Raw genomic sequence first — 15,407 nt, 5'->3', positions numbered from 1 at the left:
CTCAATTCCCCTTGGCGACGGTGGCGGAAACGGCAGGCTTGACATTGTTTGCCGCACTGACCTGAACCTTCATGCCCGGTTTGACGAACTGCAGGCCTTCGGTGATCAGTCGGTCGCCCGCCTGCAAACCCTGCTCCACCAGCCAGGCGCTGCCGACGGTGCGACTGGCAACCAACGTGCGCTGCTCGACCACGCCGTCGGCATTCACGACCCACGCGCCGGGGGTGCCCTTGAGGTCACGGGTCACCCCTTGCTGCGGCGCGAGAATGGCGCCCTCGCGCATGCCGCTCTGCAATTGCGCCCGCACGAACATGCCTGGCAACAACAGGTGATCGGGGTTGGGGAACACGGCACGCAAGGTGACCGAACCGGTGGACGGGTCGACCGACACCTCGGAAAACTCCAGCTGCCCTTGCAGCGGATAAGCACTGCCGTTCTCCAGGATAAGGCTGACCGAAGCGCCCTCCTTGCCGGCTTTTTGCAGGCGGCCCTGATCGAGGTCCGCGCGCTGCTGCAGCAACGCCGCAGAGGATTCGGTGATGTCGACATAGATCGGATCGAGCTGCTGCACGGTCGCCATGGCCTGGCTCTGACCGTCGCTGACCAGTGCCCCTTCGGTCACGGCAGAGCGACCGATACGCCCGCTGATCGGCGACTGCACACGGGTGTAGCGCAGGTTGATCTCGGCACTTTTCAGATCGGCATCGGCGGCCAGCGCCTTCGCTTGCGCGTCGTCGAACTCCTGGCGACTGATCGCCTGCTGCGCCACCAGTTGCCGGTAGCGGTTGAGCAGTGAAGCGGCCTGCTGCGCCACGGCCTTGGCGTGGGCGAGTGTCGCCTCGTAAGGTGCCGGGTCGATGTTGTACAGCGCCTGCCCTTCCTTGACGTCTGCACCTTCGTTGAACAGCCGGCGCTGGATGATGCCCTGCACCTGCGGCCGCACTTCGGCGACTCGATAGGCTGCGGTGCGACCCGGCAACTCGCTGCGCAGCACGTAATCCTGCGGTTGCAGGGTGACCACACCGACAGTAGGCGCGGCGACCGCTGGCGGGGTTTCATCGGACTTGCAACCGGCCAGTAACACCGCCAGAGCAAGTGCCGACAGCGTGACAGGCACCATGGCTTTGAGTTTCATATAAAGAGTCCCGTTTATTTCAGGCAAACGCCTGCCGTTCCGGCCAGATTCCGGAGTGTCGGAAATGAAAGTGAGTCGTTGAATGTGCGCCGGATGGCGGTGCTTGATCCGGGGTGTCGCCACTCTAAGCAAGCGTCAGCCGCCTGATAATCCGGCGTCGGCGCTCAACCCTGTTGCGCGTTGCGCAATAACCATTGCGTCAGGATTGCAGGCGGCTGCGCGCCGGACAGAACCGCATCACCCAGGCGCAGTGACGGCAGCAGGTGCCGGGACCAGCGCGCCACGTCCTGCTCGTCGGTCAGTAGCCTGTCCAGCAGTGCGGCGTCTGGTGGCTGCTCACTCACACCGATTCGAGCCAACAGCTCAGCCAGCGCTGTTGTATCGGCGATGTCTGTGCCGTCCCGATACAGCGCGGCGTACAGGGCGTCGAACACGACCGGGGCCTGTGCAGGCGTCGCTGCGGCCAGGGCCAGCATGGCCGGCAACGGGTCGGGGGTGCGCTCGATGTGCAGGGCACGCAACGGCACCCCTAGGTGTGCCGCTTCATCAAACAACTGCTTTTGGTGATAGCGGGTCTGGCTGCCGAAGCGCCGCTGCAGATAATCCTGATAGGAGCCGCCCACCGCCGTTTTCGACAGCGGTGCGCGGAAGGGCTGATATCGTACGGGCCAGTCGACGCGGGCCTGATCAAGGGCCAGTCGCACGCGACGCTCGGCGATCCAGCCCCACGGGTCGAGAAAATCGAAAGCAAAACACAGTGAACGGCTCATGCTCGGCAACCTGCCTGTTGAAAGTTCACCGGCACGTTAAAGCAGGTGCCTGCGCCGCAGAATGCCTAGCCGGCGCAACACTGTTTTGCAGTGAACTCAGCGCAGGACCTAGCGGTTGTCGAGGATCTCCTGAAGGAACTCGGTAAACACCCGGATACGCGATGAGCCGCGCTGGTTGGGCAGGAACATCACGTTGATCGAGGTATCGACGTTGCCTGGGCTGACCTCAAAGGACTCCAGCACACGGGTCAGACGCCCCTGACGCACGTCATCCTTCACCAGCCAGTCGGCCAGCAGAGCCAGCCCCTGCCCCTCCAGCGCTCCTTCGCGGAGGATATCGGCGTTGTTGCTTTGCAGGCGCCCCCTGACCGCAACGGCGATCTGCTCGTCACCACAGCGCAGTTGCCAGTCCTGCTGCGCATTGCCGTAGTCGAAACGCAGGCAGGCATGCGCCAGCAGGTCGTCGGGTGTCTGCGGCAGACCGTGCTGCAGCAGATACTCTGGGCTGGCGACGATCCAGCGCTCGAAGCGACCCACCGGCCGGCAGATGATGTCGTCGCTGGCGACGCTGGAACCCAGCCGCACTGACAGATCGATCCGCTCCTTGAGCAGATCGACGATCTCGTCGCTCAGGCTGAGGCTGACATCCAGCTGCGGGTAGCTGTCCAGAAAACGACCGATATGCGGAGCGATCACCCGCCGCCCGAACTCCACCGGCACGCTGATACGCAGGCGGCCCTGCACCTCTTCGCCACGGTCGGACACGGCGTTGTCGGCGCTATCCAGCGCTTCCAGAATGGCGACCGCACGATAGAAATAGGCTTGCCCGGCATCGGTGGGGCTGTTGTGCCGGGTGCTGCGGTTGAGCAACACGGTGCCCAGTTCGGCTTCCAGCGCCGCCACCTGGCGGGTCACCGACGACGTGGCGATCCCCAGCTTGCGCGCCGCGGCGGAATAGCCGCCGCAGCGCACGGTTTCAACGAACATGTTCAGCGCGAGAAACTTATCCATGGGCCCCACAGGTCAATGTTCAGGAGGTAACAGGCCTCGACTTATACCCTGTTTTCGCCGGGTTGCGCTTGTCTGGCGGTGCTCGATCGAACCGCGTCAGGCTTTGTCCTCGGCGGGTTCGGCCGTCAGGCGTTCCAGTGCAGTCTCGGCGTCCTGCAGCAAGCGCCGCGCTTCCAGGGTTTCGACGCTGGCCTGATGGGCGGCGTCGGTCAGCACGCGAGACTGTTGCTGCAACGTCGCCACCTGCTCCTGCAGCAACTCTCTGGCGCCTTCGTTCTTGGCAAGGGCCATTTTCAGCGTGGTGATTTCGCTGTTCAGCCCGTGCAGGCGGTCTTCCTGCGCGGACGAGACCTTGCCCAACTGGCGCATTTCGCCGAGCAGGCGTTCGTTGTCGCGATTCAGTTGCGTCAGTTCTTCCTGCTTGATGCTGAGCATCTGCTGCTGCTGGCGCAGTTCTACCTGAATCTGTTGCACCTGCCCTTCATGGCGACGCTGCTCCTGTTCGCGCTGGTCCTTCACCGAATTGCGGTAATGCTCCAGGGCGTCGCGGGCATGCAGGTGTTTTTCTTCCAGCGAACGAATGTGCTCGTCCTTGTCGTGGATGCGCAGTTCCAGATCGGCGCAGTTCTGGCTCAAGCGGGCATTGCGGGTCTGCTCGGCCTGAAGACTGCTGTGACAGACCTGCAATTCGGCCGATTCGCTTTGCAGCGCGACACGCTGGATGTCGAACTCCCGTTGCAAGGTTTCAAGCGCCAACTGGCTGACCGCCAGTTTGGCCTCCAGGGTGTCCTTGTCCTGATTGAAACGGGCCTGCGCCTGTTCGATGACCTCGGCGCCCTCCCCCAGTAAACGCTCTTGCAGCCGCGAGACCAGCGCTGTCAGTTCTTCGCTCAGGCTTTGCGGCGAAGACGCCAGGTCTGTACCGGCCCCTTCCAGCTCTTTGAGATAGCGATGAATGGTGGTCTTCGAGCCGGTATTACCCAGTTCGACCCGTACCGCGTCGATGCTCGGGTTTTCGCCACGGGCCAGCAGCGCTTCACGCGCCTTCTGCACAATCGTCTTGTTCACGCCGCCACGGGCCATGTTTGCTCCTACGATTTCGTACCGTGGTATGTACCACGTATTCCCGCACTGATGTAATTGTTGGAGAATTCAGCGAGTTTCGGAGCCGATTTGAGTACGGCGGGAGGTGAATCTTGGAGTATGAGTAGTAGAGGATGGTAATCCTTGGAGAAAAAGTTGCGTCAGGGATTAATTTTTGGAGAAAAAGTCGCTTTCCCCGGAAGTAGCGTAGCGGCTACTTTGCTCGTTTCGAGCATGCGTTGTTTGGGTTACCACTGCAGAAATTCGATTCTTTGTTTAGTGAAACGCTGGCCCAGCCACTTTCGCCATATCAGGGTCTAGCAACAGTTGTCTATACGTACTGCAACAGTCGAGAGCAGAGCGGCCTCGTCCTAACAAGAAATTGAGCATTGAAGATCGATGAGCTTGGGCGGCCGGGATGCATATTTGAACAGAGATCCGATCGAAGCATTGCCAATGCTTAAGCCCAGGCCAGTCCTCGCGTTCCCCGTCCATCGATCAACGCATTCACAGACTAACGCATGCCGAGCTCATCAAGCTCCATGCAGATCCGCTGGAGTAGATCCTTACGAGTGACTACACGTTCTTGGTTAAGGAACGTTGCCATGATTAGGGTGGCTGGGTGGACGTTCAGAACCTCAGCTAATTGACTTACCTTGTCAATCGTAGGGCGCTTCAAGCCACGTTCTAGAGTGCTCAGATATGTCCTACTACTGACGTCCGAGAAATCCTCCTGGGTAAGGCCTCGTTGCTTGCGGATGTCCCGAAGTGCCTCTCCAAACGCGATATTCAGTTCCAATTTTCAGGCTCACAAAAGGAACGATGAAGCCTTCTTGAGTCCTATAGGGCTACAATCTATAGTGTTCATTTTGGAGGGGCTTATGTTCACTACCTACCGAAGCTCTGAGATTCAGTTACCCGACCTCGGCGATCATCAATATGACGACACGCAGATCTGGCCATACGTTGAGCAGGAACTCATGTACCCGTGGTTTTACCTCAACGTGGTTCGGGTAGGCGCAGTTGAACCGGATACGTTCATGCTTATGATTCAGCATGCAAGGGACGTCGCTTCCCTGGTGCGTCGCGAAACGTCTCGGATGAGGGTTGAGCAGGTCCAAATTGTCACCCCAGCACACATGAACGGTACTGATCGCTGGCTTATGGAGCCCCTCACAAGAATATCTGTCCTCGAATCTCCCAGCCTAGGCGGTCCATGCGAGGCATTCGAGGTCGATGGAGGTAACTGCTATGCCCTTTCTGGTTCGGGGGTTCTAGAGAATGCCACCTTGATACAGGTGATCTTCGACGCTGCAACCGACCTCAATAAATCCCGATAGCGTTTTCGCCATCAGTGTGTAAGCCGACAACGGTCGGATCCTGTAGCAGGCAATCTCGTCAAACCTGCAAGGTGTGCAATGAAAGATCTAATACCGGACTCTATTCCCAGACCTCGCCAGGTTCGGGGACCAACAGAGACACTGACAAAGCGCCCGCTGGAGGAGCTTGGCGACCTGGATCTTTTGATACTCGTCTTGGAAGGGTTTGCGTTGAAGGACGTACACATGATGGTGTCCAGTTCAACGCTCTACACGAAGCGAAATGTAATCTGCCTAGTAATGGGAAAGCCCGAGCAGCAGGTTGCTCATCTGCTGAATTCCGGCCTCGGAATGGTGCGGCTCAATGCCCAACAAAGCGCAATGGCATTCCAATTCGCGAAGACCCTAGAGCAAGCGACGACAGTCTTTGGTACTCAGGCGCTGGCAGAGGATTGGCTATGTCGGCCATCCAGGTATTTCGGGGGCCACGTACCTGTTGACCTCATCGAGACGTCAGTCGGGTTCGCTACTGTTGAGCGTTATCTCTCGCAGATCCACCACGGGGTATACGTATAGATGCAGCCGATACCTGGTCAAGTCATCCACTTCGACCTTCGACAGGGAGGGCAATATGTCTGATATGGAGCGGGCAATCGCCGCGTTGAGGTCGGCCACTAGCATTGTGTTTTTTACTGGTGCCGGTATTTCAGCTGAGAGTGGGATACCTACGTTTCGTGACAAACTAACCGGGCTTTGGTCCACTCACGATCCCGGGAAACTGGAGACAGCTAAGGCTTTTCGTGAAAACCCTGCTCTCGTCTGGGGGTTCTATCTGTGGCGGCGTAATCAGATAAATCAAGCGAAGCCAAACGCTGCCCATTTAGCGGTACAACGCCTGGCAACTACGGGCCGGAACGTAGCTGTGATCACGCAGAATATCGACGACTTACACGAGCGCGCGGGATCGGTGGATGTTGCGCATCTTCACGGAAGCCTTAAAAGCCCCAAATGCTTCGCATGCCATAGGACTGCGGATTTGCAGCCCTCCCAGTTTGATTTACCTCAGCATGCCGTCGAGCGAGACCCTCCTCGATGCCCACGGTGCAATGGCAGACTGCGCCCAAGCATCATATGGTTCGGCGAAGACCTCTCCACTGTCGTTTGGAAGTCTGCAGTCGCAACAGTCCAAAGCTGCCAAGTGCTGGTTTCTGTCGGCACATCTGGCATCGTCACACCAGCGGCAGAGATCCCACAAATAGCGCTTTCCTCTGGAGCCGTGGTCATTCACGTGAACTTGGTCGATGTATCTCTTGGTACGCCCAATGAGTTTATGATTATCGGGAAAGCTACCGAAGCACTTCCCGCCCTCCTAAGCGCTGCTTGCGGAATCTGATTAGAAGGCTACAGCGCCTGCCTCAGGGACGTTCACACATCCGAGTGCGGCAAGCAGATATGAATGTATCCAGCAGCGCTGCCGCGCACTATAGAATTGATGAGTTGGTAGAGGCTTGGGACAGCAGAAATTCAAGCCCAGATTGAAGCAATAATGGCCCTCCGGCGGGATGTGGTGAATGGAGCTGAGCTATCCTCTGAGAGCGTGTTTGAGCGCTGATAAACGCAAAAAGCCGCTACCGAACCTTGGTGCTGAACCCTGAATGGAGGCCGTTCAGCCAGTCCATTTCCAAGGAAGAGCGCAAGCGCGTCAAGAAGCAGAACCTCCCCGCTCTACCCGATGTCTGCAAGCTCGCCCTTGTCACCGGCCTCGGATGAGGACTCCGGCCATGCCGGCGCGTCGCTGGTCCGGGTGCGAGTATCGAATCCTATTACGTGGTAGAGCATGACTGATCGCCATCTCGTCTCTACTTGTTCCAGGCATGGGAAATCCTGACTCAGGACTGGGAGGTGCTCCGCCAGCGGGCGTGCGTGACGTCAGACGGGCCGATATGGATCGTTTGATACCCTCCACCAAGGGCAGCTATGGGGCGACAGCTGTTTCAGGGTTGAAGATCCGTATCACGAATCGGTTTGAGCACTATCACCCCATTAATCAGCTCGATGCTCAAGGAGTCACCTAAACCAACGTTCATTGCTGCAAGGACATCCGGGGGAAGATCAATGATGAGCTCTCCGCTGCCCTCACCCGGACCTTGGCATTTTACGACAGCCCGCACGGATTCACTCATAGGAAAAAGCCCTCTCGGGGATGATGGAGTGGGCCTCCATTCTACGCCCACATAGCTCCTACTGGCGGCTATCGGCCAGAAGCGGTCAGGCGCGCCCCCGTTCTGATGCAATTGACACGCTACCGTACGAGGTTTCTGCACCAGATGCTCACGCTCTCGGCGCACACTGAAAGCCATCGACCACCACCGGGGTCCGTGTCAAAAATCGCCGATCCTGATCGCCCGCGTACCTGCGGCGACTGGGGGCAACATTGGGGGCATCACATCAATACTCAACTCTAAAACCCGCGTAATAGAGCCCTGTCAAAATGTTCTTCGGCTTGCCTGAGAGTCTTTAAGAGAAGCTAGCAGCATTGAAGCACTACCTAAAACGGCTCTCATACAAGGTAAAAGCATCTGAAGTGATCCATTTGAATACACATGCACATGCCTGTGGGGGTATAAACGGGGGTACGCGTAACCTGTTGTAAAAATGGTACCCCCCACGCTTTAAACTGACCTTCTGGAAGACCGGAAAAACGTTTTCCCTTCAAGATTTCGGCATTGCCGCACGGTCTCTCGCGTCGATGCCGAGGCCAGTTCAAATCCCCTCGTTTGAATACCACTCTTTGGCCGTATACATTTCGTGTGCCCGGCACTAGATCTAATCTCAAACCCGCACGCCAGATAGATTGAAAAGCATGGACAGCCATCAGAGCATGATCGTTTGGTCTTCCGCCTAGGCGCTCATGGAGGGGCGGTAGTCTGCACCGACTGCATGTGCAGCCAGTCGATCTCAGAATCCAGTGAACCATTCCCGCACGATCCAACCTGCAAAGCCCAGAACGAAGTGGCCGCCCTTAATCCATGAGCAAAGCTTCACCAAATCCTTGATGACGAGCGTGGCTGACCGATATCGGATTCAATCACACAATGCATGAGCAGCATGCAGGTGATAGTTGGCCGATCTCAGCTATCAGCGTTAATCCTTCATCCATGAGGTGAGCGGCTTTTCTCATTCCACCTGCCATCAAGGGTTCAGCATGGCGTATTCTTGGGCCACACAATCAACCTCGAAGTAGTGAATTTGACCAATGGGTTTTGAACAACTAGCAGAGCTACGCGACCGCCTCCGAGCTGAAAAAGCGCCAGCTAAGACCGACAAAGCGATCCCCTCCAAGCCGAAGTCTTCTCCTAAGGCCAAGCCTCGTGTGCTAGACCCGACAGTGGAGGCTATCTGGCCACTGCAGAAGTATTTCCCATTGGCCTTCCCCGTCAACCCAGCACCCAAGGTTCCTCTCAAAGAGGGCATTCTCAAAGATGCTGAGCAACACCTAGAGCTACTCGGGTTGACCCACGAACAGCTCAAGCTGGGCATCTCAACGTGGTGCCAAGGAAACCGGTATTGGAAAAGCATGGTGGAAAACGCACCGCGTCTAGACTTGCAGGGTGAGCCAGTTGGAAACGTGACCGCATCCCAGGCACTTCACGCGAAGCGGCAAGCTTCTCGGCAACGTGGCCAAGACCGACGGAGTCGCGCCAAACCTAAAGCCAGCGTCCCAGTGCCCGCCGTTGATGCAGTTGTAGAAGAGACGCTGGGCTGAACAACGCCCCCCACGCTTAGCGAGCGGTTGTCGAAGCGTTTCATCTGATACTGGTAAGCAAACGATTTCACCCCTGCAGCAGTTCCCGGACGACAATTACGGCGGACTTGAAATTCAGGGTGCTCAGACACTCGCTCAATCTGCCCCACGCCTGGGGCAAGCAGGGCAACTGATACTTATCCAGTGACTCGGTCAAAGTGACCCCGCGCAAGTCATGCCCCTCCAGCAGCGGCAGGATCACCTCCAGATGCTTCCTGAACTCGTCGTTGGTCAGCGCCTCCCGGCCAACCGGGCTGGCGGCCCTAGATGTGAACGCGGTCAGCTGCTGGACGCTGGTCTTTGCAAGTTGTTCCATGAGCGTAATATCCTGCTCCGTCACTCGCTCATGCAGAAGCCTGTCTGCGTCCCGATTCACTTGCCGCTCAAGGTCACCCGCCATCACACTCACGGCGCGAGCCCCAAGATTACCTGCCGTTCCTTTGATCATATGCAGTATGCGCTTGGCTCCGACGGGGTCATCGTCAGCAATTGTCTTGCGTAATTGCGCGATCGAGCCATGTACATCCGCGCCAAATTGCACGAGCAATTTTTGCAGCAAAGCCTGATTCCCGCCAAAACGCTCGCAGATTGAAACCCACGGTTCGATGTCTCCCTCCTCATGAACCGCAGGCAATTGAACCGTCGGGGCCGTTTTACCGAGGCACCGCAGGATAGCCGCCACGACCTGCGGCAAATCGATCGGCTTGGCCAAATGGGCATTCATCCCGACGGCCAGCGACGTCATCTGATCTTCCCTTGATGCATTCGCCGTCATGGCGATGATGGGGAGGTCGTGGAACCGGGGATCGTTGCGAATTCGCCTGGTGGCTTCGTAGCCGTCGATATCAGGCATCTGGACGTCCATCAGCACCGCATCAATGCGATTCTGACCCTGCACCACTCTCTGAACACCTGAAAGTCCACCGTCAGCCAGCTCCACCGAAGCCCCCTCTTGCATGAGAAGCTCCATGGCGACCTGGCGGTTCAAAGGATTGTCTTCAACCACCAACAGATTCAGCCCGGTCAGGGCTCCGGTACGGGTGAGTGACGCGGGTCTTGCAGGTTCCGCGAAGCGTTCCGGGTTGAGTGCAGCATCCACCGCCTGAGCCAATTGCAACGGCGTCAGAGGCTTGCTGAGCAATCCGTCGAACAGCGTGGCATCAGCAGCATCCAGTTGCCCCAACACATCCTGCGAATAGGCTGTCACCAGAATCACCGCCGGCGCATGGTCGTCGGTTGAACACTGGCTAATGGCCCGCGCGACAGCCAGGCCATTCATCTCCGGCATGCTCCAGTCCAGCAAGACGACGTCGTAGGAAGCGCCGCCTGAATGATCGCAAATGCGTTGTAACGCCTGCACGCCACTGGCCACGGCATCAACGCTCCACCCCAGCGCCTGAATCATCCCGGAGAGAATCTCGCGGGCGAAGTCATTGTCGTCCACTACCAGCAAGCGCAGCGGTCCAGGTTCTATTCGTTGAGGTATGCCGGGAGCAGGCACTTCACTTCTCAGCATGTCGATGTCAAACCAGAAACAGCTACCCACCTCTACCTCGCTTCGAACCTGTAACTCTCCGCCCATCATGGACACCAGCCGCTTGCAGATGGCCAGTCCCAGCCCCGTGCCACCGTATCGGCGAGAAGTTGAAGCCTGCGCCTGACTGAAGCCTTCAAAGATATGTGCGATCTGCTCCTGGCTAATGCCTATGCCGCTGTCTTCGACCTCAACTCGGATGCGCAATGGTTGATCTGAATGGATGCATTTGAATCGCACCACCACCTGCCCGGAAGGGGTGAACTTCAGGGCATTACCCGCCAGGTTAATCAGGACTTGCTGCAGCCTCAGGCTGTCCCCCCGCAGATGTATGGGTACTTGTGGGTCGAGCTCAAACAGCACCTCGACGGCCTTGCCGGATTGATTACCCAACAGAACCGCAGCCAACTCCCGTAAAAGCAGATCAAGATCGAACGGGTGTACTTCCAGTTGCAGTTTACCGGCCTCAATCTTGGAGTAATCGAGGATGTCGTTAAGCAGACTCAACAGAGATCGGGCCGCAATCCGGGCGTTGGCAACGTACCCGGCCTGACGGGAATCCATGCGGGTCTGCTCAAGCAACTGCATCATCCCCAGCACGGCGTTCATGGGCGTGCGAATCTCATGGCTCATGTTTGCCAGGAAGGTGGATTTGGCCTCGCTGGCAGCGTCAGCTTTGTCCTTGGCATCCAGTAACCGGGCCTGTAGCTCGAGCTGTGCGGTGACGTCCAGATTGATGCCGGTTGCGCGCAGAGGATCGCCTTTGGTGTCCCTCTCCAGATAGGCCTCGGACTGAATAATGCGTAGTTGGCCCTGTGTGCCCAAGACCCGGAAGGTACCGCCCTCGATCTTTTCGCCCCGCATCATGGCTTTCAATTGCTCATCCATACGCGCCTGGTCTTCCGGGTGAACCCGTTCCAGCCAATGGGTGAAGCACAGCCCCTCTTCCCTTAACTGCGTAGGCTGAAAATAGAATTCAAACATGCGGTCATTCCACTGCAATTCATTGCGCTGGAAATCCCAGGACCAAATCCCTAACTGAGCGACCTCAGCCGCCATCAAGAGTTGATCACGCGCCGCAGTCAGCTCTTTCTGGGCAGCCTCTCGCCGTGTGATATCTACCGCAATGCCCAGGTAGCCGGTCAGTTCGCCCTGCTCGTTCCGAATCTCTGTGACCATCAAGGTCACAGGAAACTGGCTGCCATCCTTGCGTACGAATGTCCATTCACGCGTACTGGCGCCTTCGGTCTTGCACTGACCGACCAGCGACTCAAACTCATCTATTTCAGAGATGGCTACATTCAGGTCTTTCATGGCCCGTTGGGCTAGTTCTTCTTTGAGATGAAATTGTTTGGGCGTTGTGCGACCAATCAACTCGTCCGCCGTGTAACCGAGCATGCGCTCGGCTCCGGCATTAAATATCTGAATAAGTCCATCACGACCTGTGGCAATAATCGCCACCTCGGTGGCCGCTCTCAGTACGCTGGAGAGCATCAGGTTGGTATCACGCAATTGACTGGTACGTTCGGCTATCTGCTCTTCCAGACTGGCGTTGAGCTCCAAAATTCGCGCCTCGGCCTGCTTCTGCCTGGTGATGTTACGGACGGTCTTGGAAGCGCCGACAAATTCACCGCGAACGCCAATCAGAGGCGAAATATTGACCGATACATCCACGAGCGTTCCGTTCTTGCGCCGACGCACCGTATCGAAATTGGAGATAGGTATGCCCCGACTGATCTTGTCGAGAATGTCCGTTTCCTCTCGAAGACGATCCGGGGGGATGATCAATGTATCAATACGTCGACCGATAGCTTCATCAGCTCTATAGCCGAAGATATCTTCAGCTCCCCGGTTCCAACTGGTCACAACACCGTCCAGGTTCTTGCTGATAATGCCGTCAGTTGAACTCTCGACAATCGCCGCCAGGTGGGTACGCTCGCGGATCAACCGGTTGCGGCGCATCGCGCTCATCACCCACAGCGCTCCGCTGATTGATAACAGCGCGGTGAAGAGGATCCCCGCAATCAGGATCATGGCCGGAGAGACCAAGTGCAGGCCTTTCAGAAAAACAGGTCCGGCTGTCGTCCGAAACCGCCAGTGTCGGCCGTAGACCTGTTGATCGGTGACAAGCGTGCTGACCACTTCAGCATCGTTGGGTATCAGGCCGCGTGAAAAAAACGCGGGCGCTTGCGCATCCTCGGTGACATCCGCGATCTCCAGGCGGATACCTGAGCGCAGCTTCAGATCATGAAATACGTCATTCATGATCAACGCGCTGAACGCCCAGCCAATGACAGCCTGCTCACGGGCAGCCTCGTCAGTCAGCGATAGGCCGGACTGATAGACAGGCATCAGCAGCAACATCGAAGGCAAGTCAGGGGCGTTGGACGTTCGCAGTGATACAGGCGCCGTCAGCCTGGGTTCGCCGCTACGCATGGCCGCTTCAGCAGCCGCGCGACGACGAGGCTCTGATGCGATATCCAGCCCAAGCCCCTCACTATTCTGCGGCAACGGTTCAATGTACTGGACAATGAAACGCTCGCCCGCATGAGGTTCGAACTGCCGCAACTGAAAGCTATCGCCATATTCTTTCCCGGCGTGCGCAGCAAAAGCGTCAAGCTGATCCCCCGCAATCCTTCGAATAAAACCGTAGCCGTAGACGCTATCGAACTCGGCGTCCGCCCCCCGCCCCTGGAAGTAGCGCTTGAACGAGGCGTAATCCAGCGTCTCGGGATTCGCCATCATCACAGCGCCCCTTATGCCCCGCAGGCCATACTGATAGTCACCCACTCTCTCAAGTACATGGGCCGCAGCCTCATCGGCAGCGACGTGGACGGCCTTGGTGAGTTGCCGGTCGTTGGCTGCGCGTACCCAAGCCTGGAGAATTCCGGTAACGGTCAATCCCACGCCAACGATCACGGCGACACATAACACAGCTTCACGACAACTGCTCATCAGGCGCATGACGACCTCAAGAACCCAATAATGAATGAAGCCCTTCACGCTCCAGCGACTGCAGCGGGTGGGCAACGGAGATAGTCGGTCATCTGCGAACACGTCATGGGCCTGCAGTACAGATACCCTTGCATCACATAGCAGCCAAGTTTGTACAAAACGTTGGCATGACGGGGGGTCTCCACGCCTTCGGCAACGAGCTGAAGGTCCAGGGCGTGGGCGAGCTGGATGATGGTTTCGACGATGGCGGCATCTTTTGGATCAAGCAGCATTTGCCGAACAAAACTCTGATCAATCTTGAGCACATCCAGAGGGAAACGCTTCAAATAGGCCAGGCTGGAATAGCCCGTGCCGAAATCGTCGACAGCAATACGAACGCCCCGACCACGCAGGCTTTCCAGAGTGCGACAGGTTTCCTCGACTTCACCGGCCAATACCCCTTCCGTTATTTCCAGTTCCAGCTGGCCAGGCGCGATACCGCTGGAGGAAAGCGCATGCTGAACGGCATCCTCAAAGTGACTGTCATGAAACTGAATGGGCGAAACGTTGACACTCACACTGACCGGGTAGCCCTGCTCGCCCCAGTGTTTCGCCGCTTGGCATGCACTGTTCAAAACGTATTCGCCCAACGGAACGATCAGTCCGCTCGCTTCAGCCACGGGTATGAAGCGATCAGGGGTCACCACCCTGCCATCCGCTTGAGGCCAGCGAACCAGAGCCTCAACCCCTATCACCCGATGCGCGGCCAGGTCGATCTTGGCCTGATAGAACACATCCAGCTGATGAGCTTCCAACGCCGCTCGCAGGTCGCGCTCCATTTGATGCCGGGCACGCACGCTGTCATTGGCTGCCGCATTGAAAAAGCGGTATTGGCCACGCCCCGCCTGCCTGGCCTCATACAGTGCAGCATCTGCGTGTTCGTGCAGCGATTCGGCATCCTGACTGTCCTGCGGGAAGGTACCGATTCCTGCACAGGCACCCAGATCATACCGGGTACCTGCCACCATGATCGGGACGCAAAGCGTAGTCAGTACCTGCTGCGCGCGATGCCCCAGCTCGGCAAGGTTGTTACAGGACAAAATGAGCAACATGAACCGCTGCCCGCCCGCACGACTCGCGGTATCGCTTGACTGACAGCATTGGACGAGACGCCTGGCTGTCTCCTGAAGCAGAGCGTCGCCGACCGCATGACCTTCCGAGTCATTGAGCGCCTTGAAATTTTCCAGATCGATGGAAAACAACCCGACCAGCGAGGCTTGATGCTGAGCACTCGCCAGCGCCTGTCTGACGCGATTGAGTAGCAGCATACGATTGGGCAACCGCGTCAGCGGATCGTAGTAAGCCAGCTGTTGAACTGCTCGTAGGTGCTTGATGTTCGCTTCCACCCGGGCGCGGGCAACCGGGAGGTTGATGGGTTTGTGCAGAAAATCTGCCCCACCCAACTTCAACGCTCGCAGCTCGTGCTCCGTCTGACGGTGAGAGGTCACAAAGATCACGACTGCATGCGCGAGTCTGGGGTCGATTTTGATCTGTTCGCAAACCGAGTATCCGTCCATAAGGGGCATGTCGACGTCCAGAAGAATGACGTCCGGCCGGTAATGCTGAGCGAGCTCCAGCGCAGTCTGTCCATCGGTGGCTGCGTGAATCTCTCCTAGCCCCTCCAGTGCCTGCCCCAAGACTCGCAAATCAGACGCCTGATCATCGACTAAAAGGATGATAGGTTGATCCAGCATCTTGCTCTTCCTCCCGCTGTCCCTGCGACTTATGCAGATTAGCCCAGGATCAACTACCGCAA

Annotated in this window: 12 protein-coding genes; 4 read left to right on the top strand and 8 right to left on the bottom strand. The window is 57.5% G+C overall.

The window, feature by feature from the left end; genetic code table 11:
• Window position 1: 1 nt before the first annotated feature.
• From ACIPL0_RS07120 to ACIPL0_RS07100, 5 genes are all read right to left on the bottom strand, one after another.
• Entirely contained in the window at window positions 2-1,135 is a 1,134-nt protein-coding gene (locus ACIPL0_RS07120; protein ID WP_400731461.1) for an efflux RND transporter periplasmic adaptor subunit, read from the bottom strand.
• Window positions 1,136-1,299: 164 nt separating this feature from the next.
• On the bottom strand, window positions 1,300-1,905 hold the full coding sequence (locus tag ACIPL0_RS07115; RefSeq protein ID WP_400731460.1) for a DsbA family protein: 606 nt from the start codon (window positions 1,903-1,905) through the stop codon (window positions 1,300-1,302).
• 108 nt (window positions 1,906-2,013) lie between these two features.
• On the bottom strand, window positions 2,014-2,916 hold the full coding sequence (locus ACIPL0_RS07110) for a LysR family transcriptional regulator (RefSeq protein WP_400731459.1): 903 nt from the start codon (window positions 2,914-2,916) through the stop codon (window positions 2,014-2,016).
• A gap of 96 nt (window positions 2,917-3,012) precedes the next feature.
• Window positions 3,013-3,999 (bottom strand): DNA-binding protein, encoded by a 987-nt coding sequence (locus tag ACIPL0_RS07105; RefSeq protein WP_400731458.1) that lies wholly within the window; start codon window positions 3,997-3,999, stop codon window positions 3,013-3,015.
• Window positions 4,000-4,513: 514 nt separating this feature from the next.
• Entirely contained in the window at window positions 4,514-4,798 is a 285-nt protein-coding gene (locus ACIPL0_RS07100) for a helix-turn-helix domain-containing protein (protein WP_038409822.1), read from the bottom strand.
• 82 nt (window positions 4,799-4,880) lie between these two features.
• Here ACIPL0_RS07100 and ACIPL0_RS07095 point away from each other — a divergent pair, with 82 nt between their 5' ends.
• The 3 genes from ACIPL0_RS07095 (at window position 4,881) to ACIPL0_RS07085 (ending at window position 6,711) form a co-directional block, all read left to right on the top strand.
• Entirely contained in the window at window positions 4,881-5,339 is a 459-nt protein-coding gene (locus ACIPL0_RS07095) for a hypothetical protein (RefSeq protein WP_038409824.1), read from the top strand.
• Between the two features lie 78 nt (window positions 5,340-5,417).
• Window positions 5,418-5,894: an antitoxin Xre/MbcA/ParS toxin-binding domain-containing protein gene (locus ACIPL0_RS07090; protein WP_400731457.1), complete on the top strand. Its 477-nt coding sequence runs from the start codon at window positions 5,418-5,420 to the stop codon at window positions 5,892-5,894.
• A gap of 55 nt (window positions 5,895-5,949) precedes the next feature.
• Complete coding sequence (locus ACIPL0_RS07085; protein WP_400731456.1) at window positions 5,950-6,711, top strand: SIR2 family NAD-dependent protein deacylase; 762 nt, start codon at window positions 5,950-5,952, stop codon at window positions 6,709-6,711.
• Between the two features lie 601 nt (window positions 6,712-7,312).
• Here ACIPL0_RS07085 and ACIPL0_RS07080 read toward each other — a convergent pair.
• Entirely contained in the window at window positions 7,313-7,501 is a 189-nt protein-coding gene (locus tag ACIPL0_RS07080) for an AbrB/MazE/SpoVT family DNA-binding domain-containing protein (protein ID WP_400731455.1), read from the bottom strand.
• A 1,073-nt stretch (window positions 7,502-8,574) separates the two neighbouring features.
• Here ACIPL0_RS07080 and ACIPL0_RS07075 point away from each other — a divergent pair.
• The gene (locus tag ACIPL0_RS07075; RefSeq protein WP_400731454.1) at window positions 8,575-9,084 is read left to right on the top strand and encodes a ProQ/FinO family protein; all 510 of its coding nucleotides are present in this window, start codon (window positions 8,575-8,577) and stop codon (window positions 9,082-9,084) included.
• Window positions 9,085-9,151: 67 nt separating this feature from the next.
• Here ACIPL0_RS07075 and ACIPL0_RS07070 read toward each other — a convergent pair whose 3' ends face one another.
• Together ACIPL0_RS07070 and ACIPL0_RS07065 are read right to left on the bottom strand one after the other, a co-directional pair.
• Window positions 9,152-13,621: a PAS domain S-box protein gene (locus ACIPL0_RS07070; RefSeq protein WP_400731453.1), complete on the bottom strand. Its 4,470-nt coding sequence runs from the start codon at window positions 13,619-13,621 to the stop codon at window positions 9,152-9,154.
• A gap of 35 nt (window positions 13,622-13,656) precedes the next feature.
• Window positions 13,657-15,345: a putative bifunctional diguanylate cyclase/phosphodiesterase gene (locus tag ACIPL0_RS07065; protein ID WP_400731452.1), complete on the bottom strand. Its 1,689-nt coding sequence runs from the start codon at window positions 15,343-15,345 to the stop codon at window positions 13,657-13,659.
• Between the last annotated feature and the right edge of the window lie 62 nt (window positions 15,346-15,407).

This window comes from Pseudomonas sp. NPDC090208 (assembly GCF_044746785.1).
Classification (GTDB): Bacteria; Pseudomonadota; Gammaproteobacteria; order Pseudomonadales; family Pseudomonadaceae; genus Aquipseudomonas.
Note: the sequence above shows the minus strand (reverse complement) of the source record. Positions and strands in the feature narration are given on the sequence as shown.